The sequence below is a fragment of the Streptomyces chartreusis NRRL 3882 genome (genome assembly GCF_900236475.1).
Taxonomy (GTDB): Bacteria; Actinomycetota; Actinomycetes; order Streptomycetales; family Streptomycetaceae; genus Streptomyces; species Streptomyces chartreusis_D.
Genome location: NZ_LT963352.1, coordinates 5,109,633 through 5,135,107 on the forward strand (window position 1 = coordinate 5,109,633; position 25,475 = coordinate 5,135,107).

Consider the following 25,475-nt stretch of genomic DNA (forward strand, 5'->3'; position numbering starts at 1 on the left):
GAGCCATGTATCTGACGGATCGTCAGAACTGACTGTGGGGCGGTGAACCTCCTTGGAATTCGGGGTCTTCGTACAGGGATACGTGGGCAAACGGGCCGAGACCGACCCGCTCGCCGAACACAAGGCGCTGATGGAGGAGACCGAGTACGTCATCCAGGCGGACAGGTCGGGCTTCAAGTACGCCTGGGCCTCCGAGCACCACTTCCTGGATGAGTACTCACACCTGTCCGCCAACGACGTCTTCCTCGGGTACCTGGCACACGCCACGGAACGGATCCACCTGGGCTCGGGCATCTTCAATCCGCTCGCCCCGGTGAACCACCCCGTGAAGGTCGCCGAGAAGGTCGCCATGCTCGACCATCTCAGTGAGGGCCGGTTCGAGTTCGGCAGCGGGCGGGGCGCCGGCTCCCACGAGATCCTGGGGTTCATGCCGGGGGTGACCGACATGAACCACACCAAGGAGATCTGGGAAGAGACCATCGCCGAGTTCCCCAAGATGTGGCTCCAGGACGAGTACGCCGGTTTCCAGGGCAAACACTGGTCGCTGCCGCCGAGGAAGGTCCTGCCGAAGCCGTACGGCGCCTCGCACCCGGCGATGTGGTACGCGGCCGGGTCGCCGCCGTCGTACGCCATGGCGGCGAAGAAGGGGCTCGGGGTGCTCGGCTTCAGCGTGCAGAAGGTCTCCGACATGGAGTGGGTGCTGGAGCAGTACAAGACGGCGATCGTCGACGCCGAGCCGGTCGGGGACTTCGTCAACGACAACGTGATGGTGACGACCACGGCGATCTGTGCGCCGACGCACGCGGAGGCGGTGCGCATCGCGGCGAACGGGCAGTTGCACTATCTGCCGTCGCTGGTGTTCCGGTACCACGACACGTTTCCCAGGCCGGAGGGGTTTCCGGTGTGGCCGCAGACGCTGCCGGAGTACACCGAGGAGTTCGTGGAGGTCCTCATCGAGGAGGAGCTGCTGATCTGCGGGGATCCGGACGAGGTGCTCACGCAGTGTCAGCGGTGGGAGCGGGCCGGGGCGGATCAGTTGAGCTTCGGGTTGCCGGTGGGGGTGCCGAAGGAGGAGACCCTGCAGACGATTCGGCTGGTCGGGGAGTACGTGATTCCGAAGATCGATACGGATCCTGTGCATCGGACTTCGCGGTTCCGGCAGGGGGGTTGAGCGTCGTCGGCGGGTGCGGGTTCGTGGGGGCTGTTCGCGCAGTTCCCCGCGCCCCTGAAGGGACATCTCGCTCAAGGAGTTGAGGGCTCATGCTCGATCACGTCATCAGGGGGGCGACCGTAGTCGACGGGACAGGTGCGCCCTCCTACACGTCCGACGTCGGCATCAAGGACGGCCGGGTCGCCGCCATCGGGCAGATCACGCAGGAAACGCGCACCACCGAAGACGCCACCGGTCTCGTCCTCACCCCCGGCTTCGTCGACCCCCACACCCACTACGACGCCCAGCTCTTCTGGGATCCGTATGCCACGCCCTCCCTCAACCACGGGGTCACCACCGTCGCCGGCGGGAACTGCGGGTTCACCCTCGCGCCGCTGCACCCGGGCCGTCCGGAGGACGCCGACTACACGCGGCGGATGATGTCCAAGGTCGAGGGCATGTCGCTGGTGGCGTTGGAGGAGGGGGCGCCCTGGAACTGGCACGGCTTCGGGGAGTATCTCGATGCCCTGGAGGGGCGGATCGCCGTCAACGCCGGGTTCATGGTCGGGCACTGCGCGCTGCGGCGGTACGTGATGGGGCCGGAGGCCATCGGCGGGCAGCCGTCCGGTGAGCAACTGGCGGCGATGATCCGGCTGTTGCGGGAGTCCATGGACGCCGGGGCCTGGGGATTCTCCACCACCCAGTCGACCAGCCACTCCGACGGCGACGGGAAACCGGTCGCCTCCCGGCACGCCGGGCCCGCCGAGCTGCTGGCGCTGTCCCGGGCCGTCGGGGAGCACGACGGCACGCAGATCGAGGCGATCGTCGCGGGCTGTCTCGACCAGTTCAGCGACGCGGAGATCGACCTGTTCACGGAGATGAGCGCGGCGGCGGGGCGGCCGCTGAACTGGAACGTCCTGACCATCGACGCGGCCGTGCCCGAGCGGGTGCCCCGGCAGCTCCTGGCGAGCGAGCAGGCGCGGAAGGCGGGCGGCCGGGTCGTGGCCCTCACCATGCCGATCCTCACGCCGATGAACATGTCGCTGGGGACCTTCTGCGCGCTGAACCTCATCCCCGGGTGGGGGCCGGTTCTCGGGCTGCCCGTGCCCGAGCGGATCGAGAGGCTGCGCGACCCGGACGTACGGGACGGGATGCTGCGCCGCGCCCGGTCCAAGGAGGCGGGCGTCTTCCGGCGGCTGGCGAACTTCGGGCGGTACGTCATCGGCGACACCTACAGCCAGGCGAACGCCGGGCTGACCGGCCGGGTGGTCAAGGACATCGCCGAGGAGCGCGGCCAGGAGCCCTTCGCGTGCCTGGTGGAGATCTGCGCCAACGACGAACTGCGCACGGTGCTGTGGCCGATGCCGCCCGACAACGACCCGGCGTCCTGGGCACTGCGGGCGGAGACCTGGCGGCACGAGGACGTGCTGCTCGGCGGGTCCGACGCGGGGGCGCACCTGGACCGGATGTGCGGGGCGCCGTACACGACCCGGTTCCTCGGGGACTGTCTGCGCGGCCGGAAGCTGGCCGGTCTGGAACAGGCCGTGAAGATGCTGACCGACGACCCGGCCCGGCTCTTCGGCCTGCGGGAGCGGGGGCAGGTGCGGGAGGGCTGGCACGCGGACCTCGTCCTGTTCGACCCCGAGCGGATCGACGCGGGCCCCGCCACCCTCGTGCACGACCTGCCGGGTGACAGCCCGCGGCTGGACTCCCGCGCACTGGGCGTGCGGGCCGTGTGGGTCAACGGGGTCGAGGCGATCCGGGACGACGTGGTGACGGGCGCCGTGCCGGGGCGGGTGCTGCGCTCCGGCCGGGACACGGAGACGGTGAGCACGAGGTGACGGCACGGCAGGCGCTGTTCGTCGGCGGTTCCTGGGTGGAGCCGGACGGGGGGCACTACGAGGTGATCGACCCGGCGACCGAGCAGACCGTCGGGTGGGCGCCGGAGGCCTCGCGGGATCAGGTGCACGCGGCCTGCGCCGCGGCCCGCGAGGCCTTCGGGCCGTGGTCGGCCACGCCTCCTCAGGAGCGGGCGGCGGTCCTCGCACGCGCGGCGGACATCGTCCGGGACCGTCTCGTGCCGTACGCCGAACTGGCCCGGGCCGAGACCGGCGCGACCACCGCTACCGCACGCGGCATGCAGGTCGGGGTCGCCGCCGCCCGGTTCCGGCGCTACGCGCGCGTGGAGCCCGCCGAGTGGGCGATCCCGCCGCAGATCAACGAGGCCGGGCCGATGGGGCGGGCGGGCGTCGTGGGCGCACTCGCCGTACGCCAGCCCGTCGGCGTCGTCACCTGCGTCACCTCGTACAACAACCCCTGGGCCAACCCCGCCGGCAAGATCGCCCCCGCCCTGGCCATGGGCAACACGGTCGTGGTGAAGCCGGCGCCCCAGGACCCCCTGTCGGTCTACCGGATGGCTCAGGCGCTGGAGGCCGCCGGTGTGCCGCCGGGCGTGGTCAACGTGGTCAGTGGTGCACGGACCGAGGTCGGCGAGGCGGCCGTGGCGTCGCCGGACGTCGACATGGTCAGCTTCACCGGGTCCACCGCGGTCGGGCAGCGCATCGCCGAGGTGTGCGGGCGCGGCATGAAGCGGCAGTTGATGGAACTGGGCGGGAAGGGCGCGGCGGTCGTCCTCGACGACGCCGACATCGGCTCGGCGGTCGCCGGGATCGGCACCACCTTCTCCTTCTACAGCGGCCAGATCTGCACGGCGCCGACACGGGTGCTGGCGCAGCGCGGGATCTACGACCGGCTGGTCGGCCAACTGGCCGCATACGCACGCCGGTTGAAGGTGGGCGATCCACGGGAGCCGGACACGGTCGTCGGGCCGGTGATCTCGGCGGCGCACCGGGACCGGGTGGAGTCGTACGTCGAACTGGGCCGGAAGGAAGGCGCGGTGGTCGTCACGGGCGGCGACCGCCCCGGCCTGCCGACCGGCTTCTACGTCACCCCGACCCTCCTCGCCGACTGCACCAACGACATGCGCGTGGCCCGCGAGGAGATCTTCGGCCCGGTGGTGGTCGTCATCCCCTTCGAGGACGAGGAGGAGGGCGTGGCGCTCGCCAACGACACCGACTACGGCCTCATCGACTACGTCTGGTCGGCCGACGTGGCCAGGGCCTTCCGGCTGGCCCGGCGCCTGCGGGCCGGCGGCGTCGGCGTCAACACCGTGGGCCGCAACATGGAGGCCCCGTTCGGCGGCTTCAAGAAGAGCGGCGTCGGCCGGGACGTCGGCTCGTACGCCCTGCACTCGTACAGCGAGGTGCAGTCCATCGTCTGGCCGGGGTGAGGGCCGTGCGCCAGGGGGCGGTCAGTCCGCCAGATCCACCCGCACTGTCAGCAGGTCCGTCCCGAACGCCCGCACCCCCAGCCCGTTGAACCTCGGCAGCCGCCGCAGCCGCGCCACCGGGTCGTCGTCCGGCAGCAGATGTGCGACCCCCGTGTGCCAGCGGCCCCGGATCCGCACGCGCACCCGCGGGTCGGCCTTGATGTTGCGCACGTACTGCGACCGTTCGCCGAACTCCGACACCAGCCAGAAGGAGTCGCCGGCGCGGCGGCCGCCCACCGGTGTGCGGCGGGGCAGGCCCGAGACGCGGCCCTTCGTCTCCAGCACGCTCTGGAGGGGGAGGCGCCGCATCAGCGGGTTGACGCGGCGCTGGAAGGACGTGGCGGCGCGGAACCTCCGGTCGCTGAGGCGGGACATCGTCGGTCTCCTTCGCACGAAGCTCTCACGGTTTCTGCAACGGTTCCTGCTTCAATGATCCCTGACGCGGCGGGACGAGAGCGGGTGGCTGCGGATGCGGATCGTGACGTGGAACCTGTGGTGGCGCTTCGGGCCCTGGCAGGCACGGCAGAAGGCGATTCTCACGGCCCTGAGGGAACTGCGCCCGGACGTCGTCGGCCTCCAGGAGGTGTGGGCCGCCGACGGCGAGAACCTCGCCGAGTGGCTCGCCTGCGAGCTGGGCCTGCACTGCGCCTGGGCCGCCTCGCCCGCCCCGGAGCGCTGGCGGCGGCGGATCGGGGACCCCACGGTGGACATAGGCAACGCCGTGCTCAGCAGATGGCCGGTGGTGGACCGGGCCGTGCTGCCGCTGCCCGCCCCGGCCGACACGAACGACGGCCGGCTGGCCCTCTACGCCCGCCTGGCCGGCCCTCACCACGAAGTGCCCTTCTTCACCACCCACTTCACCTCCCCCGTGCACGCCTCGGCGGTCCGCTGCCGCCAGGTGGCCGCGCTCGCCGAGTTCGTCGCCCGGCACCGCGGCGACACCCCGTTCCCGCCCGTCGTCACCGGCGACCTCAACGCCTGGCCCGACTCCGACGAGATCCGTCTCCTCGGCGGCTACAAGTCCGCCCCGGCGGTGCCCCGCCAGGTCCTCCTCGACGCCTGGGAGTACGCCGACCCGGCCGCCCCCTCCGCCACCTGGGACAGGGCCAACCCGTACGTGGCGCCGACCCACGAGCCGAGCGTGCGCATCGACTACATCCACGTGGGCCCGCCCGGCCCCGGCGGACTCGGCCACGTACGGGACGTCCGGCGGGCGTGCGACGGGCCGGTGGACGGGGTGTGGCCCTCCGACCACGCGGCCGTCCTGGCCGACCTGGCGGACCGGGCCGACCCGGACGGGGCCTGACGTCCCGCGTCAGTCGACAGGGCGCCCCAGGAAGATCGGGTTCGTGAACGCCGCCAGCGCACCCGGCACCGGCCCCGCCGCCGCCTCGTGCCGCAGTTCCGCCCGTACGTACGCCGCGTACGACGGTGTCGTCCGCCACTCGACGACTCCCGAGCCGGACACCGGCAGCGGGGGACTGGTGTGCAGCACGCCCTGGTCGGTGACGAAGCGGACCGTGCAGCGCGGGGCGCCGGTGACCTCCAGGCGGACGGTGACCGGGGTGTCGCGGTCCACCCGCAACCGCTCGCCGATACCCGCGTGTTCCCCGCGCCCGCCGGACGCCCCGAACGACAGCTCGACCTTGGCGGACTCGGCGACGTACGACCGCCCCGCCCGGATGCCCTCCTGGATCGCCCGGCGGGTCAGGTCGTCGGCCAGGACGACCGTCTGGGGCCGCCCGACGGCGTCCGGGTCGCGGTGGGCGTCGCTGCTGCCCATCGCCGGGATCCAGTCGCGCCCGTCCCGTACGGACGCCACCAGCATGCTGTCCCAGTCGGCGAGGGCCACCTCGTCGTCGGGCGTGTAGGGGCCGTTCCACACCTCGACCGCGTCCGCCTCGCCGAAGCCGAACTTCCAGTTGCAGCCGACGCACGTGGCGTGCGGATGGGCCGGGACGACCAGGCCCCCGGCGCGGCGGATCTGGCGGGCGAACCGGCCGAAGCGGTTGTCGCGGGCCCGGTAGCGCCAGTCGACGAAGGTGCCCGGGTCCGTGCCGAGCGCGACCACGTGACCGTTGCGCGTGGTGACCTCCTCGCCCAGCATCACCAGCAGGTCGTCCCCGGCCACGTCCGACCAGTGGGCGTGCGCCGAGTGCGTGTTGTGCTCGGAGGAGTTGATGAAGTCCAGCCCCGCCGCCCGCGCCAGCGCCCCGATCTCGGCGGGGGTGCGGCGGCCGTCGGAGTACCAGGAGTGCAGATGGCAGTCGCCCCGGTACCAGGCCCGGCCCCGGCCCTTCGCCCGGTCCGGCGGGTACACCGGCTCGGCGGCCTCGCCCGGCTCGCCGTACGTCAGCGTGATCGTGATCTCGTACGACAGGCCCTGCGGGGCGACCGTGTACGGGCCGAGCGCGATGTGCCAGGTGCCCTCGCGCACCGGGCCCGGGAGGTAACCGGGCGTCGCCTCGTCCGCGCGGAGGAAGAACTCCGTGCGCGCCCCGCCCGACCAGCCCCTGAAGCCCCGGCCGCCCAGCTCGGTGCCGCGCTCGTCGAAGATGCCGATGTCGAGGGCGTTGCCGGTGGTGCCGGCCGGAACGGACGGGCGGTCGTAGGTGTAGGCGACCTTGATCTCCCGGACACCGGCCGGGACCTCGACGGGCACGTACACGAAGTCGGGGGAGCCGGGCGGCAGGGTGCCGCGCACCGTTCTGCTCTCCTGGAGCCCGTCGTCCTGGTTCCCGTCGGCCGCTGAAGCGAAGCTCACGCTTCCCAACGTAAGCGCGGCGGCCGCTCCCGTCACGAACAGAGCGCGCCGGCCGAGCCCGCCGCGGTTGTCCTCGCACATGCTGCTGCTCCCAAGGTGTCGTCGGTGACCAGGCATGGGTGGTGCAGGGGTGGTGCGGTGCAACCCTTGTACTGAGCCGTGAACCGGCGGGCAAGGGAAGGGAATCCGGCGGCGGGAAACAGCCGAACGGGCCGCGTCGGCCGGGGAGTTCAGGCGGTGAGGCCGGCGTCCCGGGCCAGCAGGGCCGCCTGCACCCGGTTGGTGACCTCCAGCGCGGTGAGGATGCGGCTGACGTGGGCCTTGACGGTGCTCTCGCGCATGCCGAGGCGGTCGGCGATGTCGGCGTTGGTCTCCCCCCGGGCGAGCAGGGTCAGCACATCGCGTTCCCGGGGTGTGAGCTTGTCGAGCCGGGCACGGGCGGCGGTCGCCTGCGGGCCGCCCGAGCGGTGGTAGCGGTCGATGAGCCGGCGGGCGGCACGGGGGTGGAGCATCGCCGAGCCCGCGGCGACGAGGTGGACCGCGCGCAGGATCTCGGCCGGGTCCGTGTCCTTCAGCAGGAAGCCGTCGGCCCCGGCCGCGAGGGCGTCGTAGACGTACTCGTCGAGATCGAAGGTGGTCAGCGTGATCACCCTCGGGGGGTGGGGCAGGACGCGCAGCCGGGCCGTGGCCGTGATGCCGTCCATGCGGGGCATGCGGACGTCCACGAGGGCGACGTCGACGCGGTGCGCGGTGGCCTGCTCGACGGCGTGCAGGCCGTCGGACGCCTGGGCGACGACCTCGATCCCCGGGTCGCCGTCGAGGAGGTCGGTCAGGCCCAGGCGGACCAGGGCGTCGTCGTCGGCGATCATGGCGCGGATCATGTGGGGGTGCCGTTCTGTTCGAGGGCGGCGGGATGCGGGATGCGGGCGGCCAGCCGCCAGCTGCCGGCCCCGCCGGGCCCGGCGTGCAGGTGGCCGCCGAGGGCGGTGACGCGCTCGCGCAGGCCGACCAGCCCGAAGCCGGAGGCGACGGCGTGTGCGGCCGGGCTTCCGGGGGCGTTGGTGACCTCCACGGTGGTGGCGGGCGGCCGGTAGCTGAGCCGGATGCGCACCGGGGCGCCTCCGGCGTGCTTACGGGCGTTCGTCAGTGCTTCCTGGACGAGCCGGTGGACGGCCAGCCGGTGCGCGGCGGGCGCCTCCTCGGGCCGGCCGTCGACCCGCAGCTCGGCCTGCTGCCCCGCCGCCCGCGCCTGCTCGACCAGTGCGGCCACATCCCGCAGGACGGGGACGGGAGCGGCCTCGGCGGGCTCGCAGCCGTGGTCGCGCAGGGCTCCGAGGACGTCGCGGAGGTCCGCCAGGGCCTCGGTGGATGCGGTGCGCAGCAGGGCGAGGCGTTCCACGACCGGTGCGGGCAACTGCTCGTCGCGGGTGGCGAGGACGCCGGTGTGCAGCGCGATCAGGCTCAGGCGGTGGGCCAGTACGTCGTGCATCTCCGCGGCGATCCGGGACCGCTCGGCGGTCCGGGCGGCCTCCTCGCGCAACGCCCGCTCGATCCGCAGATGCTCGACCTGGTCGCCCAGCGCCTTCAGCAGCCGGCGGCGGCTGCCCACCCACAGCCCGGCCACCAGGGCCAGCAGCACGAACAGGGTGGAGCCGTACTGCTGCGGGGTCCACAGCGAGATCGCCGGCGGGATGAGCAGGTTGGCGCCCAGCGCTGCCGCGGCGCAGCCCACCGCGACCCGGACGCGCCGGTGCGCCGCCAGGTCGAACAGCGCGACGAGCAGCAGCGGCAGCAGCGGCCATCCCCACAGCCCGGTCGCCGCGGTGGCCGGCACGGCGGAGGCGTACCAGGGCCACCGGCGCACCAGCAGGGCCGCTCCGCACGGCACCGCCGTGACGGCGGCCGGTGTGACGTACCGGCCGTCGGCGGTGGAGGCGCTGTTCAGCACGGCGAGGGCGGTCAGCAGCACGACCAGGCACCAGCGCCCGTACGTGCCCCACGGCAGGCTCACTCTCCGCATCACGCCCCGGATCCTAGGCGGAGCGGGCCCCTCCGGCCTCCGACCTCGGTCGCCCTCGACCCCCTACTTTCGTAGGGGAAGGCCGCCGCACAACGATGGATTTCCGGGCGCGGACTGCTTCCTAGCGTCGAAACCATGGATTCCCGAACCATGGACTGGACGTTCCTCACCGAAGCGGCCCGTGACCCGCGCACCACCGGCGCCGTCGCTCCCAGCGGCAAGGCCCTGGCCCGTGCGCTGACCGATCCGGTGCGCGCCCTCGCGCCCCGGCCGCTGACCGTCCTGGAGGCGGGCGCCGGTACCGGTGCGGTCACCCGCGCCCTGATCCCGCAGCTGCCACCGGGCAGCCGCCTGGACGTCGTCGAGGCCAACCCCCGCTTCGCCGGCCGGCTGCGCCGCCTGGTCGACACGCACCCGCTCCTGGCCGGGGAGCCCGACCGGGTCCGGGTCCACCGCTCCTACGTCGAGGACCTGCCCGGCGAACAGCGCTACGACGTGATCGTCTCCGGCCTGCCCCTGACCAACTTCACCCCCGGCCAGACCGAAACGATCATGACCCGGTACCTGGAGCTCCTCCACCCCGGCGGCACCCTCACCTACTTCGCCTACCGGGGCACCCGGCAGGCCCGCACTCTGCTGTCCTGCCGTGCGGAAGCCCGCCGGCACCACGCCGTCGAAAAGGTCATGGCCGCCTACCAACACCGGTACGCCACCGGCCGCTGGTCGGTGTGGGCGAACCTGCCTCCGGCCAGGGTCTGGCAGCTGCGGCGCCCGGACCGCGAGGCGCCGGACGGGGCGGACGCGCTGTACGGCGTCGCCGGAGCCCGCCGGTGACCTTCCCGTCGGACCTCCTCGGCCAGGTTCCCGCCACCGCCGCCTACGCGGTCCTGGCGGCGGCGGTCCTGGCCGAGTCCGTCCTGCTGGTCGGCGCGTTCGTCCCCACCCTCGGCCTGCTCCTGGCGGCCGGGGCGCTGGCCCGCGCCGGGCAGCTGAGCCTGCCGCTCGTCGTCGGGGTCACGGCGGGCGCCGCGGTCGCCGGTGACCTGCTCGGCCATCGCACCGGAGCCCTGCTCGGCGACCGTCTGCGCACCGGACGCCTCGGCAGCCGGGTCCCCGCCACCGCCTGGCGCACCGCCGAGACCCGGATGGACCGCCGCGGCGGACAGGCCGTGTTCCTGGCCCGGTTCGTCCCCGTGCTCCGCACGCTCACCCCGCACCTCGCGGGCGCCACCCGCCTGCCCTACCACCGCATCGCGCCCTACAGCGCGGTCGCCGCCCTGCTGTGGGCCACCGCCGAGGCCGGCACCGGCTATGCGGCGCTCGCGACGGTCACCTGAGACGGGACGAGGAATGCCGACCGGTCGGTATGGACAGTCGAGTCGACCTCGGGTACAGATGAGTCATGCGCATCGCCGTAACGATCTTCCTCACCGACGAGACGATCACTCCGACCCGGCTCGCACGTGAGCTGGAGGACCGCGGTTTCGCCGGGTTGTACCTGCCCGAGCACACGCACATCCCCGTCGAGCGGACCACCCCGTACCCGGCGGGCGGCGAGCTGCCGCGCGAGTACGGCCGTACGCTCGACCCGTTCGTGGCGCTCGGCCAGGCCGCCGCCGTCACCGAGCGGCTCGGGCTCGGCACGGGCATCACGCTCGTCGCCCAGCACGACCCGATCGACCTGGCCAAGCAGGTCGCGACCGTCGACCACCTGTCCGGCGGCCGGTTCACGCTCGGGCTCGGCTTCGGCTGGAACGTCGAGGAGGCCGCCGACCACGGCGTACGGTGGGGCACCCGGCGCGAGCTGGTCCGGGACCGGATGGCGCTGATGCGGGCGCTGTGGTCGGAGCAACCGGTCGCGTACGGGGGGGAGTTCGGCAGCGTCCGGGCCAGTCACGCGCATCCCAAGCCACTCCAGAAGCCGCGCGGCCCGGTCGTCGGACCGCGCACCCTCCTCGGCGGGGCCGCCGGGCCCAAGCTGTTCGCCCACATCCGCGAGTACGCCGACGGCTGGCTGCCCATCGGCGGGCGCGGCCTGTCCGAGTCCCTGCCGCTGCTGCGGACCGCGTGGACCGACGCGGGCCGCGACCCCGAGGCCCTGCACGTCGTCCCGTACGCCGTCCACCTGAACCCGGGCAAGCTGGCCCACTACGCGGACCTGGGCATCGAGGAGGTCGTGGCGCAACTGCCGCCGGCGGGCGAGGCGGAGGTGCTGAAGGCGCTGGACCACCTTGCGGAGTACGTGTCCGGCTCCTGATAAGAGAGAGCCATGAGAATCGCTTGGTTATCGTGGCTCTTCCGTCACTTCAACGAATACGGCTACAGCCAGGGGCTGTTGCGCGCCGCGATCGGCACGCTGGCCGTGCTCGTGACCGCCGCGCTGGTCTGGTTCGCCCTGCACCGCAACAGGCCGGCCGCCGTCATCGCCGCCGGCCTCACATCCGCCCTGGGCATCGGGTGGCTGGCCTTCCACTGACGGGTCCCGGCCGAGTTGATCAGGGCGATCGTATGCTCGAAGGATGACGACTTCCGCGACCTCCGGAACCGGCCCCACCGAGAACTCCATGCGTCGCGCCCTGAAACGGGCGAGGGACGGCGTCTCCCTCGACGTCGCCGAGGCGGCCGTCCTGCTCCAGGCCCGGGGCGCGCACCTGGAGGACCTGGCCGCCTCGGCCGCCCGGGTGCGGGACGCCGGCCTGGAGGCGGCCGGCCGGCCCGGTGTCATCACGTACTCGAAGAGCGTCTTCATCCCGCTGACCCGGTTGTGCCGGGACAAGTGCCACTACTGCACGTTCGTCACCGTCCCGGGCAAGCTGCGCCGCGACGGGCACGGGATGTTCATGTCCCCCGACGAGGTCCTGGACATCGCCCGCAAGGGCGCCGCCCTGGGCTGCAAGGAAGCCCTCATCACCCTCGGCGACAAGCCCGAGGACCGCTGGCCCGAGGCGCGCGAGTGGCTCGACGCGCACGGCTACGACGACACCATCGCCTACGTCCGCGCCATCTCCATCCGCATCCTGGAGGAGACAGGCCTGCTTCCCCATCTGAACCCGGGCGTCATGTCCTGGACCGACTTCCAGCGGCTCAAGCCCGTCGCGCCCAGCATGGGCATGATGCTGGAGACGACCGCGACCCGCCTGTGGTCCGAGCCGGGCGGCCCCCACCACGGCTCCCCCGACAAGGAACCGGCCGTCCGCCTGCGCGTCCTGGAGGACGCCGGCCGCTCCTCCGTCCCCTTCACCTCGGGGATCCTCATAGGCATCGGCGAGACCCACGAGGAGCGCGCCGAGTCCCTGTTCGCGCTGCGGAAGGTGTCCCGGGCCTACCACGGCGTCCAGGAGCTGATCATCCAGAACTTCCGCGCCAAGCCGGACACCGCGATGCGCGGCATGCCCGACGCGGAACTGGACGAACTGGTCGCCACGGTGGCCGTCGCCCGCCTGCTCATGGGCCCCTCGGGCTGTATCCAGGCCCCGCCCAACCTCGTCGACGACGAGTACGAGCGGCTGATCGGCGCCGGCATCGACGACTGGGGCGGGGTGTCCCCGCTGACCATCGACCACGTCAACCCCGAGCGGCCCTGGCCGCAGATCGACCAGCTCGCCGAGAAGTCCCGGGCCGCCGGTTTCGAACTCCGCGAACGACTCTGCGTGTACCCCGAGTTCGTACGGCGCGGTGAGCCCTGGCTGGACCCGCGGCTGCGCCCGCACGTGGCCGCGCTGGCCGACCCGGAGACCGGCCTGGCCCGCCCCGAGGCCCTTCCGCGAGGTCTGCCGTGGCAGGAGCCGGAGGAGGTCTTCGTCGCTTCCGGCCGCACCGACCTGCACACGTCGATCGACTCCGAGGGCCGTACCTCGGACCGCCGGGACGACTTCGACGAGGTGTACGGCGACTGGGGCGCCCTGCGCGAGGCCGCCGCCCCGGGCATGGCACCCGAGCGCATCGACACCGACGTACGGCAGGCCCTGCGCACCGCGGCCGACGACCCGACCAGGCTCAGCGACGACGAGGCGCTGGCCCTGCTGCACGCGGACGGCCCGGCCCTGGACGCCCTCGCGCGGGTCGCCGACGACGTACGGAAGTCGGCCGTCGGTGACGACGTCACCTACATCGTCACCCGCAACATCAACTTCACCAACGTCTGTTACACGGGCTGCCGTTTCTGCGCCTTCGCCCAGCGCCGCACCGACGCCGACGCCTACACCCTCTCCCTGGACCAGGTCGCCGACCGGGCGCAGCAGGCCTGGGACGTCGGCGCGGTGGAGGTCTGCATGCAGGGCGGCATCCACCCGGACCTGCCCGGCACGGCGTACTTCGACATCGCGCGGGCGGTGAAGGAGCGCGTCCCGGGCATGCACGTGCACGCCTTCTCGCCGATGGAGGTCGTCAACGGCGCGGCCCGTACCGGCATGTCCGTCCGCGAGTGGCTGACGGCGGCCAAGGAGGCCGGCCTGGACACCATCCCGGGCACGGCAGCCGAGATCCTCGACGACGAGGTCCGCTGGATCCTGACCAAGGGCAAGCTGCCCGCGGCGGAGTGGATCGAGGTCGTGACGACGGCGCACGAGCTGGGCATCCGGTCGAGCTCGACGATGATGTACGGGCATGTGGACCAGCCCCGGCACTGGCTCGGGCACCTGCGCACCCTGGCCGGCATCCAGCAGCGCACCGGCGGTTTCACCGAGTTCGTGACGCTGCCGTTCGTGCACACCAACGCGCCCGTGTACCTGGCGGGGATCGCCCGGCCCGGCCCGACCATGCGGGACAACCGCGCGGTCACGGCCATGGCCCGGCTGCTGCTGCACCCGTACATCCCCAACATCCAGACCAGCTGGGTGAAGCTGGGCACCGAGGGCGCGGCGGAGATGCTCCGCTCGGGCGCCAACGACCTCGGCGGGACGCTCATGGAGGAGACGATCTCCCGGATGGCGGGCTCGTCGTACGGCTCGTACAAGTCGGTCAAGGACCTCATCGCGGTGGCCGACGCCGCGGGCCGCCCGGCGAGGCCCCGGAACACCCTGTACGGGGAGGTCCCACAGGAGCGGCAGCGGGCGGCGCGGGCGTCGGACGGACACCTGCCGGAGCTGCTGCCGGTGCTGGACTGAGCGGCCGGCCGGCTACTGGCCCCCGGCGTCCGCAGGCTGACGTGCCGTCACGGCGCGGTCGGCGGTGGCGCCGGGGGGTGCCGGTCGTGGGGGAGGCGTGCGCCGCCCGAGCCAGAGCAGCAGGAGGCCGAGGGAGCAGGCGATGACCGGCCAGTAGAGGTAGCGGAAGTTCGTCGCGGGCATGATCGGCAGATAGCCGAGGATGTAGGCCGCCGAGCTGATGCCCAGCGCCCGGACCGGCATCGCGAAGGCGCCCTTGCCGGGGCGGATCGCGAGCACCAGCGCGACGGCCAGCCAGAACCAGCCCCGGAACAGCCACCGCACGTCCGTGACCATGCCGGTGACGTACGTGTCGAGCATGTCCTCCAGCCGGGGGTGCGCCACCTCGATGCCCAGGTCGTTGCGGCTGACCCCCGCCTTGTACGGGTAGTCGGTCTCGAACAGCAGACCCGCGAAGAGCCGCAGCCGGTACTGGAGATAGTGCGGCACATGCCCGCTCATCTCGCGCAGCCACAGGGACGTGATCTCGCCGGAGTCCCCGCGCAGCCCGTCCGCGGGGCGCTGGTAACAGGCCCAGTAGGCGTCCGACAGGGCGCCGACGCGCCGGCACTCCCGCGCCGCGGCCACGAGGCGGTCGCGCAGCTCGGGTGACACGTCCGCCGTGCGGAGCTCCTCCACCTTCAGTACGTGGACCAGGTCGTCGAGCATGATCTGCGCGCCCTGTTTCGTCTGGAGGGGCCGCGCGAACAGGGAGATGGCGGCGGCCGGCACGACGAGGGCCGCCACGAGCGCCGCCGTGCACGTCACCCACGTACGGCGTCCGGGGGCGCGCCACAGGGCGAGGACCAGCATGACGAAGACGGGGATCGCGGCGACGAAGGCGTTCTTGCGCACCAGCATGGCGTACGCGAGGAACAGCACGCCCAGCCAGAGCAGCCCCCACCGCACGGCGGGCCGGGTGCGGCCGTCCCGCAGCCGCAGCCCGGTCAGGGCGACCGCACACGCGGCGAGCAGCGCGAACGCCGCGTGGACGTCCTTCCACACCACACCGACGAACGTCAGTACGAAGGGGGTCAGTCCGAGCCCCAGCACGGCGAGCGAACCGGCCCGGCTTTCCGTCAGCTCCCAGACGCACCAGGTCAGCACCCAGAGCGCTCCCCAGAGGACGACGGACTGGAGGACGGCCATGGACGCGAACGAGCCGGTCACCGCGATGAGCGCCCGCCACACCAGGCTCAGCACGGGCGGATGCCAGTCGGTCAGGGGCGTCTTGCCCTCGGCCTGCCGGAGCTGGTCGAGGCTGTCGGGACTCAGATAGCCGGGGGCGAAGACGAGGATCGTGCCCAGACAGCAGAGCGCGGCGACGGCGGCCAGTCCCCAGACCCAGCGCAGCGCACGCGACAGCCATGGCATTTGTCCCATATGCCGGATGCTAGCGGGTCGGTACCGACGGCTCAGGGTGCGACGAAGACGTAGCGCCGGTAGGCGTAGAAGCGGAACAGGGTCGCGAGCACCCAGCCGAGGATGCGGGCGGTGTTGTCGCTGAGCGGCGAGTCGAGCCCGAGCAGGTGCCGGGACGCGAAGACCGTGCCCGCGGTGATGGCGAGACCGACGCCGTTCGCGACGAGGAACAGGCCCAGTTCGCGGGACACCTTCTCGCGGTGCTGGTCGCGGTAGGTCCAGTAGCGGTTTCCGGCCCAGCTGAAGAGCGCGGCGGCGCCCGTCGCGACGACGGACGCCTGGACGGGGGAGTTCCCCATCGGCCCGTCCTCGGCTCCGCCGGGCAGGCCGAAGACCAGCAGGTTGTAACCGCCGTTGTCCACGACGAAGGCCAGGGCCCCGACGACCGAGAACTTGGCGGCCTCACGCCAGATACCCCGTACGGCGTCACGGACGGAACGTGTCACAGAGGCGAGAACCGGCACAGAGCGAGCGTAGCCACACGGCGCGCCCCCGCCTCACGGACGCGCTCATATCGCATGATTTACCCATATAGGAATCTCGACACCGGCTCAGATGAGGAGTGGCGAGTGGTCGTGGAACCGACGATCGCGTGCGTCGTGCCGTGCCACAACGAGGAGGCGGCCGTCGGCAAGGTGGTCCGCGACCTGCGCGCGGCCCTTCCCGAGGCCCTCGTCTACGTCTACGACAACGCCTCCACCGACCGCACCGCGCAGGTCGCCCGTGCGGCGGGCGCGATCGTCCGGCAGGAGTCCCGCAAGGGCAAGGGCAACGTCATCCGCCGCGCCTTCGCCGACGTCGACGCCGACGCCCTGCTCATCATCGACGGCGACGACACCTACGACGCCTCGCGCGCCCGGGACATGGTGGACGTGCTCTTCGAAGGGCCGTACGACCAGGTCGTCGGCGCCCGCCGGGTGACGGACGACGGGGCCTACCGGACGGGGCACGCGGTCGGCAACAAGCTGCTCACCGGGGCCGTGCGGTCCCTGTTCGGCAACGACGTGACCGACATGCTCAGCGGCTACCGGGTCTTCTCACGCCGCTTCGTGAAGTCCTTCCCCGCGCTGGCCCGGGAGTTCGAGACCGAGACCGAGATGACGATCCACGCCCTCCACCTCCGTCTCCCCACGGCGGAGGTCGTCGTGGACTACCGGGTCCGGCCCGCCGGCGGCGAGAGCAAGCTGCGCACCTACCGGGACGGCTGGCGCATCCTGCGGGTCATCCTCGACCTGGCGCGCCGGGAGCGCCCCTCCCTCGTCCACACGGTGATCGCCGGTGTCCTGGCCCTGGTCTCGGTCATCCTCGGCATCCCCGTGATCGCCGACTTCGTCCGCACCGGCACGGTGCCCCGCGTCCCCACGGCGATCCTGGCCGCCGCGATCATGACCATCGCCGCGCTCGTCCTGCTCGTGGGCTACATCCTCGAGTCGCTCACGCACATGCGGCAGGAGCAGACCCGGCTCGTGCACCTCGCGTATCCGGCCCCCGCCCGCACCCCTCGCTACACCGCCCACGGAGTCGGCACCGGCCCCGTACCGGTCCGGAAAACCGCCGACGGCCCCTGAGCCGTCCGGGGGGAAGCGGGCTCGCAGTACGATGATCGGAACCCCGGTTGTGCGGGGTCCCGTGACTGAGGAGATGCGTGCCCGTGCCTGCCCGACTTCCTTCGTGGGCCTGGGTGACCGGGCTGACCGTGGGAGCGATAGCCGCGGTGACGGTCCTGGCCGTGCAGGCGGACCGGGGCCCGCACCCCACCGCCACCTCGGCCAAGCCGAGCACCTCGGCGTCGGCGGGCGTGCGGCCCACCCCCACCGCGTCCGTCCCGGCCCGGGTGCCCGACGGCTCCGGCACCGGCCGGCGCATCGTCTACTCCCTCGGCGAGAAGCGGGTGTGGCTGGTCGACGCGAGCGAGGCGACCCGCCGCACGTTCACCGTCTGGCCGGGCACGGTCAGCCCCGACCCCGGCACCTACTCGGTGTCGTCCCGCAACGCGGCCACGACCGGCTCGGACGGCGTCCAGATCGAGCACATCATGTACTTCGCCGCGAAGTCCGGCGTCTCCGTCGCCTTCTCCAACGCGGTCGACGGCGCCTCGCCGCCTCCCGCCGACCCGGGCGCCAAGACGGGCGGAGTCAGGATGCGGAAGGCGGACGGCACGGCGCTGTGGGCGTTCGGCACGGTCGGTACGACGGTGACCGTGGTCAAGTAGCGGCCGGGATCAGGTGGTCGTGGTCTCCGTCCGCGGGGACGGCAGGTGGTTGACGATCAGCACGAGCCCGCTGAACAGGAACACCCGGGTCGCCGCGTCCAGCCCGTTCCAGCTCTTCGACTGCCACATGGAGAACCACTCACCGCCGATCGCGATGAACCCGGCGCCGAACAGCAGCAGCACCATCAGCAGCCCGTAGGTGGACATCCGCCGGGCCTGCTGCTGATCCCGTCTGGCCCACAGCCAGGTCCCGTATATGAGGACGAGCGCGGCGACGGTCTCCCAGACGATGATCAGGACGTAGGCGGTGTCCTGAAGTGCCGTACTGGTGATGGCCCGCCACATCAGGTCCTCGTCCTTGAACGTGGTGTCCATGGCGAGAACATGACGGACGAACTGCTGGTTGGTCCCGAAGTCGGTGATGTTCCCGAACGCGACCAGCGCCATGTAGAGGGCGACGGAGGCGGTCAGCAGGGCGGCGGCGACAGGCAGCGCGCCGCGGCGTGAGGTGGGGGAGGTGGCCATGCCGATCATTCTTCCATCTTGAGCATCGGCTGAACGGGCTTCTCGCCGAGTGAACAGCGTGCGAATTACCTGTGTGCGGACGTAACTCGACCGTGACGTCATACCTGATGGCGGGGTAATCTTCGAGTCACCTTTTCAGTCATTTTTCGCCCTCAACTCCCCTGTATTCAAAGGAGGTTCCGTGTTCGACGAGCGCAAAGAAGCAGAAATGAGGCTGTACTCGGAAAGGCTGGCCGAGGAACTCGCCCTGAAGAAGGAGCGCGACGAGGCCGGTGAAGGCGACGTGGTCATGGAAACGGCCCCGGTCCAGGACTGATGCCGACCCCGTTTCGGCACCGCCGTGCGCGTGGACGGCACCGAGTGGCACAGCGCTCGACACGGCACTCTGCGCCAGCACCTGAGACGGACGACGGCTTCAGCGTCCCCCGCCGTCGAGGGCCGCGACCTCGCGTGCGGCATCGGCGACGGCCCGGAAGTCCTTCTTGAGGATCGCGCCGTGGTTGCTGGTGACCTTCGCGGCGATCCGGATGTTCGGGTTCTGCGCGGTCACCGCGTCGAGGCCGGCGCGGATCCGTTCCTGTTCGTCACCGCGGCTGCCGAAAGAGGTTCCCGAAGCGACCACGTACCGCACCGGGACGGTGATCCCTTCCAGCACGGGACCCAGTTCGCCCTCCCGGGACAGCCTGCCGAGCTCGATGTTGCTGTCGGCCTGCTGTGCGGCCGTCATCCGCGGGGTCAGGCCCGTCGGGCGCAGCAGCGGCATGAACCAGCCCAGCCGCCGGAACAGCTTCCGGATGCGCTGCTCCATGGCCTCGTCCAGCCAGTCGTACGGGAACGCGCCGTCGACCAGCACCGCCCCCACGGCGCGTTCCGGGTTCCGGTCGGCCCAGTGCGCCGCGACGACCGCCCCGTAGGACCAGCCGACCACCAGCGCCCGGTCCACGCCCCGGGCCGCGAGAACGGCGTCGACATCCCGGACGGCGGCCTCGAAGGAGTAGTCCGCCGAACGCTTCGACCTGCCGCGGGCCCGCTCGTCGTAGGTGAGGTGCCGCCACCCCGTCCCGAGTTCGGCGACGACCCGCCGCCAGTACCCCTGGGTGGCGAACTGGCCGTTGAGGTAGACCACCGGGATCCCGGGGCCGCCGGTGTCGGTGACGGCCAGGGCCGTGTCGTCGACCGGCACCATGCCGGTCCAGGTCGAACCGGTCGCGGACGTGCGGTTCTTCGTCATGTGTTCCCCCTGGTGGTGGGCTCGGCCGGACAGTTCTGGCGCTGCTCGTTCAGAGGCTGCGGGCGGTGATGTCGCCGTGCGAGGTGGTGGCGCGGATGTCCAGTGCGGTGGTGCCGTCGTTCTTGAGGGAGTTGCTGACGCGGCCGTGGTCGGTGCCGGCGTCCAGGGCGGCCGAGACACCGGCGGCGGCGACGACCGAGATGTCACCGGACCGGGTGCGGAGCACGACCGTGCCGCCCAGGGCCTCGGCGATCCGGATGTCACCCCTCGCGGTGCTGATCTCCGCCGGGCCGCCCAGCCTGCCGACCTCGACGTCGCCGTCGACCGCGGTGAGGCGGACGCTCGCGGCCTCGTCGATCCTGATCCGGCGGTACGCGCCCTCGAAGGCGACGTCGCCGAGCCGCCCGACGCCGCGCAGCTCGGTGCTGTCGGCCTTGGCTTCCACGTGGGAGCCGACGGGCAGCCGGACCGTGACCTCCACGGCCCCGGAGGGGCCGATGAGCTGGTTGCCGGCAGCCGAGGCCCTGATCCGCAGGACGCCGTCGGCGTAGGCGACGGTGGTCTGCTCGGCGGCCTTGGTGTCGCGGCCCTTGGAGGGGTCGGCGGGCAGAACCTCGACGGTGGTGTCGGCGCGGTCCGCGGCGATGAACTGGACGCGTCCGGCCGGGATGTCGAGGACGGCGGTGATCGGGGCGGGGGTGTCGAACTTCTGCATCGTGCTCTCCTCGGACTCGTTGTTTCGAACGATGGAAAAGCTACGTTGCGTTCGAGGATGAGGCAACATTATCACGGCATTTGTTTCCTATTCCTGCAGGTCAATGGCAAGTAATCGTTGCAATGGCTCAAGAATCAAAGCAACGACTGAGGCGTGATCGTTGCAATGGATAGAAAGTGAACGCACTACTGGAGGCCCACCCCGCCCGTTCGATTACAGTGCTGAGCTGTCGTACGTATGGACGGTCCCTGGGAGGTCAAGGTGGGTGCGACTGCCGGTGCCGTCTGGGGGCGTACGGAGCAGCAGGACTTTCGCAGCAGGGTGCGGGGCACCCTGCTCGGGCTGGCCGTCGGGGACGCGCTGGGCGCGCCCGTGGACGGGCTGGGCATCGACGGGATCAGGGAGGCGTACGGGGCGGAGGGGCTGGTCGATCTGGCTCCCGCCTTCGGCAGACGCGGTGCCGTCACCCACCTCACCCAGCTCACCCTGTTCTCCGTGGACGGGCTGATCCGGGCCCAGGTGCGGCGGGACACCGGCGCCTGGCACCCGCCGACCGACCTGCACCGGGCCTACCTGCGCTGGGCCGCCACCCAGCGGGACTGGGGGCCCGACGAGCGGCGCAAGGACGACGGGTGGCTCGCGCGGGAGGAGTGGCTGTACGCGCGCAGGGATCCGAGCCGCGCGCTGCTCCTCGGGCTCGCCGACGAGACCATGGGGACCCCCGAGGCGCCCAAGAACCCCGGTGAGCTCGGGCCCGAGGCCGCCGCCCGGTCCGCTCCGTTCGGGCTGCTCGTGGGCTGGGAGCCGCAGCTCGTCGTCCAGCTCGCGGTGGAGTGCGCGGCGCAGACCCACGGTCATCCCACGGCGTATCTCGCGGCCGGCGCGTACGCGGTGATCGTGCACGCCCTCGCGCTCGGGGAGAGTCTCGACGGTGCCGTGCAGCGGGGCTTCGCGCTGCTGGCCGCCCGGCCCGGGCACCAGCCCGTGTCGGACGCGCTCCAGCACGCGCTGGGTGCCGTGCGGCAGGGGCTGCCCGGGCCCGAGCGCGTGGCACAGCTGTGCGGGGCCGGTACGGCGGAGAGCCTCGTCGGCGCCGCCGTGTACTGCGCCCTCGTCGCCGCCGACGTCCGGCACGGACTGACCCTCGCCGTCAACCACGACGGTCCCTCCGCCGCCACCGGCGCGCTGACGGGCGCGCTGCTCGGTGCCCTGCACGGCGAGACGGCCCTCCCCCCGGCCTGGCTGGCCGAGCTGGAGGGCCGTCCCACGATCCTGGAACTGGCCGACGACTTCGCCATGGAGATGACCCAGGGCCCGGCCCTGCACAGCCCGGCGGGCGCGTCCCCGGGATGGCTGGCGCGCTACCCCCGGGCGTGAACCGCAGGGCGCCCGCCCGCGTAGGACGACCGCCCCTCCCGGCGTTCGTAAGCGGCCGGAGTGTTTGAGACTCGGGGGGTGTGCTGAGCCGGGGTGTTGCGCAGCCCGGCGTAGCGGGGTGCCGCTGCGCCCGCCCGTGCCGCCCCGAGCGGCACGGGCTGCCCGCAGCCGAGTCGGCCGCTACTCCTTGCGCGCCGCCCCCACCACGCCGTCCGCCGCCCCGGCCGGCGCCGGGATCGCGGCCGACGCCGCCCCGTCCCCGTCTGTGTTGATCTTCTCGATGAGCGCCAGCCGCTCCGGGGTGTCCTCCGGCTTGATGTAGCCGACGAGGACGTAGAGGACCAGCGACACCGCCAGCGGGATCGACACCTGGTACTGGAGCGGCACGCCGCCCTCGACGTTCCAGTTGATCGGGTAGTTCACGAGCCAGAAGGCGAGCAGGCCCATCGACCAGCTGACGAGGGCGGCCGTCGGGCCGGAGCGGCGGAACGCCCGCAGCAGGCCCAGCATCATCGGGATCGCCATCGGACCCATCAGACCGGCCACCCACTTGATGACGACCGTGATGATGTCCTTGAACGCCGGGGAGTTGACCTGCGTCGCCGCCGCCATGGACAGACCGAGGAAGACGACCGTCGCGACACGGGCCACGCGCAGGCCCTGGCTCTGGTTCCAGGCCCGTGCCCGTGCCCAGATCACCGGCGCGCAGTCCCGGGTGAACACGGCCGCGATGGCGTTGGCGTCCGAGGAGCACATGGCCATGGTGTGCGAGAAGAAGCCGACGATGACCAGACCCAGCAGGCCGTGCGGCAGGAGCTGTTCGGTCATCAGGGCGTAGGAGTCGGAGCCGTCGGCCTTCTGCGACTCGACCAGCAGCGGGGACATCCACATGGGGAAGAACAGCACCAGCGGCCAGACCAGCCAGAGGATCGCCGACAGCCGGGCCGACCGCTCGGCCTCCTTGGCGTTCGGCGTGGCCATGTAGCGCTGGGCCTGGTTGAGCATGCCGCCGTTGTACTCGAAGAGCTTGATGAAGAGGAACGCGAGCAGGAAGACCGTGCCGTACGGGCCGACCAGCGGTTTCTCGTGGCCCTGGAGCTCGGGGGAGTCCCACACGCCGAAGAAGCCGCCGTGGTCGTCGAGGCGTACGAACACCGCCACGAACATCGCGACGCCGGCCAGCAACTGGATGACGAACTGGCCGAGTTCGGTCAGCGCGTCCGCCCACAGGCCGCCGATGGTGCAGTAGACCGCGGTGATGCCGCCGGTGATGAGGATGCCCTGGTTGAGGGAGATCCCCGTGAAGACGGACAGCAGCGTCGCGATCGCCGCCCACTTCGCGCCCACGTCCACGATCTTCAGCAGCATGCCGGACCAGGCCAGCGCCTGCTGGGTCTTCAGGTCGTAACGGTTCTTCAGGTACTCCAGCGGGGAGGCCACATGGAGTCGCGAGCGGAGCCGGTTGATGCGCGGCGCGAACAGTTTCGACCCGATGGCGATGCCGAGGGCGATCGGGAAGGACCAGGTGACGAAGGACGTGACGCCGTAGGTGTAGGCGATGCCCGCGTACCCGGTGAACATCACCGCGCTGTAGCCCGACATGTGGTGGGAGATGCCGGAGAGCCACCACGGCATCTTGCCGCCCGCGGTGAAGAAGTCGCTGACGTTGTCCACGCGTTTGTGCGACCAGACGCCGATCGCGACCATCACGGCGAAGTAGCCGATGAGCACGGCCCAGTCGAGACCGTTCATGTGCGCCCTCCCAGGGATCAGCCCGGCGCTCATCGTGGGCGCTGTCGCGTGAACACGACAAGTGAGCGTAGGGTCAAAGGGAGGTAAAGATGTTCGACGTGCTGGCCTTGGTTCAGCTATCTGAACTCAACGCATCAGCTCTCCCGCGTTGACCAGCAACGACTGTCCGGTGATGGAACGGGCCCGGTCCGACGCCAGGAACACCGCCGCGTCGGCCACATCCGTGTCCGTGGCCAGCTCGGGCAGCGCCATCCGCCCCGTCAGCCGCTCCAGAACGGCCGCCTCGGACGCGCCCTCGGTCTGCGCCGTGAGCCGTACGAACGCCCGCACCGGCGGGCCCCACATCCAGCCCGGCAGCACGGTGTTGACCCGGATCCGGTACGGCCCGAGTTCGCGCGCCAGCGAGTACATCACGCTCGTCAGCGCCCCCTTCGACGCCGCGTACGCCGCCTGCCGCACCTGTGACGGAGCCGCGACGGCCGACTGCGTCCCGATGAACACGACGGACCCGCCGCCCTGTTTGAGCGACGGCAGGCACGCACGGGTCATCCGCAGCGTGCCCAGCAGGTTCACGTCCAGCACCGCGCGCCAGGTCTCGAAGTCCGCGTCCTGCAGACCGCCGAAGTGGCTGTCCAGCGCGGCCACATGCACCACCGCGTCGATCCGCCCGAACCGCTCCCGCGCCAGCCCCGCCAGCGCCTCGCACTGGGCCTCGTCGGCGATGTCGGTCGCCCGGTACGCCGTCCGCGACCCGTCCGGATCGAGCTCGGCCGCCGTCTTCGCCAGGTTCGCCTCCGTACGGGCCCCGAGCACGGCCCGGCCACCGTCCCGTACGACGGCCGCCGCGACCTGCCGCCCGAGCCCGGCCCCGACCCCCGACACGACGACCGTCTTCCCCGCGAGCAGTGACATCGAAGCCTCCCGGAACCCTGGCGCATCATCTGACGGAGCGTCAGAGTATGAGCGAGCCGCCACGAGAGGGGAAGGGCATGAGCGACGACACCCGCAGCGAGCTGTACGCCGAACTGGCCGCCGTCGGCCCCTACGGCACCCACCCCGGCCACGCCCTGATCACCCTGGTCGAACCGCACCCGGGCCACGAGTACGCCTACAACCGCTGGTACGAGGACGACCACTACTACGCCGGCGCGATGGCCATGCCCTGGATGTACGCCGGCCGCCGCTGGGTGGCCACCCGGGACCTGCAACTCCTGCGCTACCCCGAGAAGTCGGCGGTCGCCCGGCCCGTCACCACGGGCTGCTACCTCTCCACGTACTGGATCACCGACGGCCGCTACGACGACCACATGCGCTGGACGGTCGCCGTCAACAAGCGCCTCAACCGCGACGGCCGCGTCTACCACGACCGCACCCACGTCCTCACGGCGTTCCAGGACCACGAGGCGACGGTCTACCGGGACGGGGCGGCGGGCCCGCGCGACGTCCACGCCCTCGACCACCCCTACGCCGGCCTGGTCCTCCAGGTCGTCGAGGCCGGCACGCCCGAGCACCGCCCGAGGCTGCTGGAGTGGCTGCGCTCCCGCCACCTGCCCAAGCGGCTCGCGGGCTCCCCGGCGGCGCTCGTGACCGTCTTCCGCCCGACCCCGCTCCCCGGCGACCGGATGACCTACGTCAAGCAGGTCGAGGGCGTCGACACCCGGCTGACGCTGCTGTGGTTCCTCCAGACCGACCCGCGCGAGTGCTGGGAGGCCTTCTTCACCGGCCTGGACACGGCCGTCGGCGAATCCGGGCTCGGGCGGGTGGAGCTGGTCGCGCCCTTCGTCCCGACGGTGCCGGGAACGGACCGGTACGTCGACCGGCTCCGCTGAGAGCCC

General features: G+C 71.9%; 25 protein-coding genes. 14 read left to right on the plus strand and 11 right to left on the minus strand.

The genetic code is table 11. The annotated features are described in order from the left end of the window. Positions 1–52: 52 nt before the first annotated feature. From SCNRRL3882_RS23160 to SCNRRL3882_RS23170, 3 genes are all read left to right on the plus strand, one after another. Complete coding sequence (locus SCNRRL3882_RS23160) at positions 53–1,171, plus strand: LLM class flavin-dependent oxidoreductase (protein WP_010035643.1); 1,119 nt, start codon at positions 53–55, stop codon at positions 1,169–1,171. An 89-nt stretch (positions 1,172–1,260) separates the two neighbouring features. Continuing rightward, positions 1,261–2,991, plus strand: a complete 1,731-nt coding sequence (locus tag SCNRRL3882_RS23165) for an N-acyl-D-amino-acid deacylase family protein (RefSeq protein WP_010035641.1) — start codon at positions 1,261–1,263, stop codon at positions 2,989–2,991. Beyond that, entirely contained in the window at positions 2,988–4,439 is a 1,452-nt protein-coding gene (locus tag SCNRRL3882_RS23170) for an aldehyde dehydrogenase family protein (RefSeq protein ID WP_010035635.1), read from the plus strand. The genes SCNRRL3882_RS23165 and SCNRRL3882_RS23170 overlap by 4 nt, the downstream gene beginning before the upstream one ends. A 21-nt stretch (positions 4,440–4,460) precedes the next feature. Here the strand turns inward: SCNRRL3882_RS23170 and SCNRRL3882_RS23175 are convergent, their stop codons facing one another. Further along, complete coding sequence (locus SCNRRL3882_RS23175; RefSeq protein WP_010035629.1) at positions 4,461–4,853, minus strand: nitroreductase/quinone reductase family protein; 393 nt, start codon at positions 4,851–4,853, stop codon at positions 4,461–4,463. Positions 4,854–4,947: 94 nt separating this feature from the next. Here SCNRRL3882_RS23175 and SCNRRL3882_RS23180 point away from each other — a divergent pair, with 94 nt between their 5' ends. Next, on the plus strand, positions 4,948–5,784 hold the full coding sequence (locus tag SCNRRL3882_RS23180) for an endonuclease/exonuclease/phosphatase family protein (protein ID WP_010035628.1): 837 nt from the start codon (positions 4,948–4,950) through the stop codon (positions 5,782–5,784). A gap of 9 nt (positions 5,785–5,793) precedes the next feature. On the opposite strand, the gene SCNRRL3882_RS23185 is transcribed toward SCNRRL3882_RS23180, so the two are convergent. The 3 genes from SCNRRL3882_RS23185 to SCNRRL3882_RS23195 form a co-directional block, all read right to left on the minus strand. Continuing rightward, positions 5,794–7,323, minus strand: coding sequence for a CehA/McbA family metallohydrolase (locus tag SCNRRL3882_RS23185; protein ID WP_010035626.1), 1,530 nt, complete (start codon positions 7,321–7,323; stop codon positions 5,794–5,796). Positions 7,324–7,472: 149 nt separating this feature from the next. Continuing rightward, positions 7,473–8,123, minus strand: coding sequence for a response regulator (locus SCNRRL3882_RS23190; RefSeq protein WP_010035623.1), 651 nt, complete (start codon positions 8,121–8,123; stop codon positions 7,473–7,475). Further along, on the minus strand, positions 8,120–9,262 hold the full coding sequence (locus SCNRRL3882_RS23195; RefSeq protein WP_040902651.1) for a sensor histidine kinase: 1,143 nt from the start codon (positions 9,260–9,262) through the stop codon (positions 8,120–8,122). Before SCNRRL3882_RS23195 ends, SCNRRL3882_RS23190 begins: the two co-directional genes overlap by 4 nt. A gap of 135 nt (positions 9,263–9,397) precedes the next feature. On the opposite strand from SCNRRL3882_RS23195, the gene SCNRRL3882_RS23200 reads away from it, so the two are divergent. The 5 genes from SCNRRL3882_RS23200 to SCNRRL3882_RS23220 all read left to right on the plus strand — a co-directional run bounded on the left by SCNRRL3882_RS23200 (position 9,398) and on the right by SCNRRL3882_RS23220 (position 14,367). Beyond that, positions 9,398–10,096 (plus strand): class I SAM-dependent methyltransferase, encoded by a 699-nt coding sequence (locus SCNRRL3882_RS23200; protein WP_050810184.1) that lies wholly within the window; start codon positions 9,398–9,400, stop codon positions 10,094–10,096. Then, complete coding sequence (locus SCNRRL3882_RS23205; protein ID WP_010035620.1) at positions 10,093–10,599, plus strand: DedA family protein; 507 nt, start codon at positions 10,093–10,095, stop codon at positions 10,597–10,599. The genes SCNRRL3882_RS23200 and SCNRRL3882_RS23205 overlap by 4 nt, the downstream gene beginning before the upstream one ends. A 65-nt stretch (positions 10,600–10,664) precedes the next feature. Continuing rightward, positions 10,665–11,519, plus strand: a complete 855-nt coding sequence (locus tag SCNRRL3882_RS23210; protein ID WP_010035613.1) for an LLM class F420-dependent oxidoreductase — start codon at positions 10,665–10,667, stop codon at positions 11,517–11,519. Between the two features lie 12 nt (positions 11,520–11,531). After that, complete coding sequence (locus SCNRRL3882_RS23215; protein WP_029180880.1) at positions 11,532–11,738, plus strand: hypothetical protein; 207 nt, start codon at positions 11,532–11,534, stop codon at positions 11,736–11,738. Between the two features lie 43 nt (positions 11,739–11,781). Next, complete coding sequence (locus SCNRRL3882_RS23220) at positions 11,782–14,367, plus strand: bifunctional FO biosynthesis protein CofGH (protein WP_010035611.1); 2,586 nt, start codon at positions 11,782–11,784, stop codon at positions 14,365–14,367. A gap of 12 nt (positions 14,368–14,379) precedes the next feature. On the opposite strand, the gene SCNRRL3882_RS23225 is transcribed toward SCNRRL3882_RS23220, so the two are convergent. Continuing rightward, positions 14,380–15,789, minus strand: a complete 1,410-nt coding sequence (locus SCNRRL3882_RS23225; protein ID WP_102514848.1) for a hypothetical protein — start codon at positions 15,787–15,789, stop codon at positions 14,380–14,382. A gap of 32 nt (positions 15,790–15,821) precedes the next feature. Next, positions 15,822–16,274 (minus strand): GtrA family protein, encoded by a 453-nt coding sequence (locus SCNRRL3882_RS23230; protein WP_010035606.1) that lies wholly within the window; start codon positions 16,272–16,274, stop codon positions 15,822–15,824. Between the two features lie 123 nt (positions 16,275–16,397). Here SCNRRL3882_RS23230 and SCNRRL3882_RS23235 point away from each other — a divergent pair, with 123 nt between their 5' ends. Together SCNRRL3882_RS23235 and SCNRRL3882_RS23240 are read left to right on the plus strand one after the other, a co-directional pair. Further along, complete coding sequence (locus SCNRRL3882_RS23235) at positions 16,398–17,396, plus strand: glycosyltransferase family 2 protein (protein ID WP_010035602.1); 999 nt, start codon at positions 16,398–16,400, stop codon at positions 17,394–17,396. An 83-nt stretch (positions 17,397–17,479) separates the two neighbouring features. Continuing rightward, complete coding sequence (locus SCNRRL3882_RS23240) at positions 17,480–18,040, plus strand: hypothetical protein (protein ID WP_078602770.1); 561 nt, start codon at positions 17,480–17,482, stop codon at positions 18,038–18,040. A 9-nt stretch (positions 18,041–18,049) separates the two neighbouring features. On the opposite strand, the gene SCNRRL3882_RS23245 is transcribed toward SCNRRL3882_RS23240, so the two are convergent. Beyond that, positions 18,050–18,565, minus strand: coding sequence for a DUF2165 domain-containing protein (locus SCNRRL3882_RS23245; RefSeq protein ID WP_010035597.1), 516 nt, complete (start codon positions 18,563–18,565; stop codon positions 18,050–18,052). A gap of 181 nt (positions 18,566–18,746) precedes the next feature. Here SCNRRL3882_RS23245 and SCNRRL3882_RS42270 point away from each other — a divergent pair, with 181 nt between their 5' ends. Then, the gene (locus SCNRRL3882_RS42270; protein WP_267880832.1) at positions 18,747–18,881 is read left to right on the plus strand and encodes a hypothetical protein; all 135 of its coding nucleotides are present in this window, start codon (positions 18,747–18,749) and stop codon (positions 18,879–18,881) included. 99 nt (positions 18,882–18,980) lie between these two features. On the opposite strand, the gene SCNRRL3882_RS23250 is transcribed toward SCNRRL3882_RS42270, so the two are convergent. Both SCNRRL3882_RS23250 and SCNRRL3882_RS23255 read right to left on the minus strand, forming a co-directional pair. Next, the gene (locus SCNRRL3882_RS23250; protein ID WP_010035594.1) at positions 18,981–19,796 is read right to left on the minus strand and encodes an alpha/beta fold hydrolase; all 816 of its coding nucleotides are present in this window, start codon (positions 19,794–19,796) and stop codon (positions 18,981–18,983) included. Between the two features lie 49 nt (positions 19,797–19,845). Then, a complete protein-coding gene (locus SCNRRL3882_RS23255; RefSeq protein ID WP_010035591.1) occupies positions 19,846–20,511 on the minus strand; it encodes a DUF4097 family beta strand repeat-containing protein in 666 nt (221 codons plus the stop codon). A 261-nt stretch (positions 20,512–20,772) separates the two neighbouring features. On the opposite strand from SCNRRL3882_RS23255, the gene SCNRRL3882_RS23260 reads away from it, so the two are divergent. After that, on the plus strand, positions 20,773–21,888 hold the full coding sequence (locus SCNRRL3882_RS23260; protein WP_010035589.1) for an ADP-ribosylglycohydrolase family protein: 1,116 nt from the start codon (positions 20,773–20,775) through the stop codon (positions 21,886–21,888). Positions 21,889–22,068: 180 nt separating this feature from the next. Here SCNRRL3882_RS23260 and SCNRRL3882_RS23265 read toward each other — a convergent pair whose 3' ends face one another. After that, positions 22,069–23,640, minus strand: a complete 1,572-nt coding sequence (locus SCNRRL3882_RS23265; protein ID WP_010035588.1) for a sodium:solute symporter family protein — start codon at positions 23,638–23,640, stop codon at positions 22,069–22,071. A 126-nt stretch (positions 23,641–23,766) separates the two neighbouring features. Continuing rightward, positions 23,767–24,552, minus strand: coding sequence for an SDR family oxidoreductase (locus SCNRRL3882_RS23270; RefSeq protein ID WP_010035585.1), 786 nt, complete (start codon positions 24,550–24,552; stop codon positions 23,767–23,769). 77 nt (positions 24,553–24,629) lie between these two features. Here SCNRRL3882_RS23270 and SCNRRL3882_RS23275 point away from each other — a divergent pair, with 77 nt between their 5' ends. Further along, a complete protein-coding gene (locus tag SCNRRL3882_RS23275) occupies positions 24,630–25,469 on the plus strand; it encodes a hypothetical protein (protein ID WP_010035583.1) in 840 nt (279 codons plus the stop codon). The last annotated feature ends 6 nt before the right edge of the window (positions 25,470–25,475 follow it).

Excerpts from the sequence above, each read along its gene's own strand:
- SCNRRL3882_RS23165 (WP_010035641.1), top strand. The coding sequence starts at position 1,261 with ATGCTCGATCACGTCATCAGGGGGGCGACCGTAGTCGACGGGACAGGT.
- SCNRRL3882_RS23175 (WP_010035629.1), bottom strand. The coding sequence starts at position 4,853 with ATGTCCCGCCTCAGCGACCGGAGGTTCCGCGCCGCCACGTCCTTCCAG.
- SCNRRL3882_RS23180 (WP_010035628.1), top strand. The coding sequence starts at position 4,948 with ATGCGGATCGTGACGTGGAACCTGTGGTGGCGCTTCGGGCCCTGGCAG.
- SCNRRL3882_RS23185 (WP_010035626.1), bottom strand. The coding sequence starts at position 7,323 with ATGTGCGAGGACAACCGCGGCGGGCTCGGCCGGCGCGCTCTGTTCGTG.
- SCNRRL3882_RS23190 (WP_010035623.1), bottom strand. The coding sequence starts at position 8,123 with ATGATCCGCGCCATGATCGCCGACGACGACGCCCTGGTCCGCCTGGGC.
- SCNRRL3882_RS23195 (WP_040902651.1), bottom strand. The coding sequence starts at position 9,262 with ATGCGGAGAGTGAGCCTGCCGTGGGGCACGTACGGGCGCTGGTGCCTG.
- SCNRRL3882_RS23200 (WP_050810184.1), top strand. The coding sequence starts at position 9,398 with ATGGATTCCCGAACCATGGACTGGACGTTCCTCACCGAAGCGGCCCGT.
- SCNRRL3882_RS23210 (WP_010035613.1), top strand. The coding sequence starts at position 10,665 with ATGCGCATCGCCGTAACGATCTTCCTCACCGACGAGACGATCACTCCG.
- SCNRRL3882_RS23215 (WP_029180880.1), top strand. The coding sequence starts at position 11,532 with ATGAGAATCGCTTGGTTATCGTGGCTCTTCCGTCACTTCAACGAATAC.
- SCNRRL3882_RS23220 (WP_010035611.1), top strand. The coding sequence starts at position 11,782 with ATGACGACTTCCGCGACCTCCGGAACCGGCCCCACCGAGAACTCCATG.
- SCNRRL3882_RS23225 (WP_102514848.1), bottom strand. The coding sequence starts at position 15,789 with ATGGGACAAATGCCATGGCTGTCGCGTGCGCTGCGCTGGGTCTGGGGA.
- SCNRRL3882_RS23245 (WP_010035597.1), bottom strand. The coding sequence starts at position 18,565 with ATGGCCACCTCCCCCACCTCACGCCGCGGCGCGCTGCCTGTCGCCGCC.
- SCNRRL3882_RS23250 (WP_010035594.1), bottom strand. The coding sequence starts at position 19,796 with ATGACGAAGAACCGCACGTCCGCGACCGGTTCGACCTGGACCGGCATG.
- SCNRRL3882_RS23255 (WP_010035591.1), bottom strand. The coding sequence starts at position 20,511 with ATGCAGAAGTTCGACACCCCCGCCCCGATCACCGCCGTCCTCGACATC.
- SCNRRL3882_RS23265 (WP_010035588.1), bottom strand. The coding sequence starts at position 23,640 with ATGAACGGTCTCGACTGGGCCGTGCTCATCGGCTACTTCGCCGTGATG.
- SCNRRL3882_RS23270 (WP_010035585.1), bottom strand. The coding sequence starts at position 24,552 with ATGTCACTGCTCGCGGGGAAGACGGTCGTCGTGTCGGGGGTCGGGGCC.
- SCNRRL3882_RS23275 (WP_010035583.1), top strand. The coding sequence starts at position 24,630 with ATGAGCGACGACACCCGCAGCGAGCTGTACGCCGAACTGGCCGCCGTC.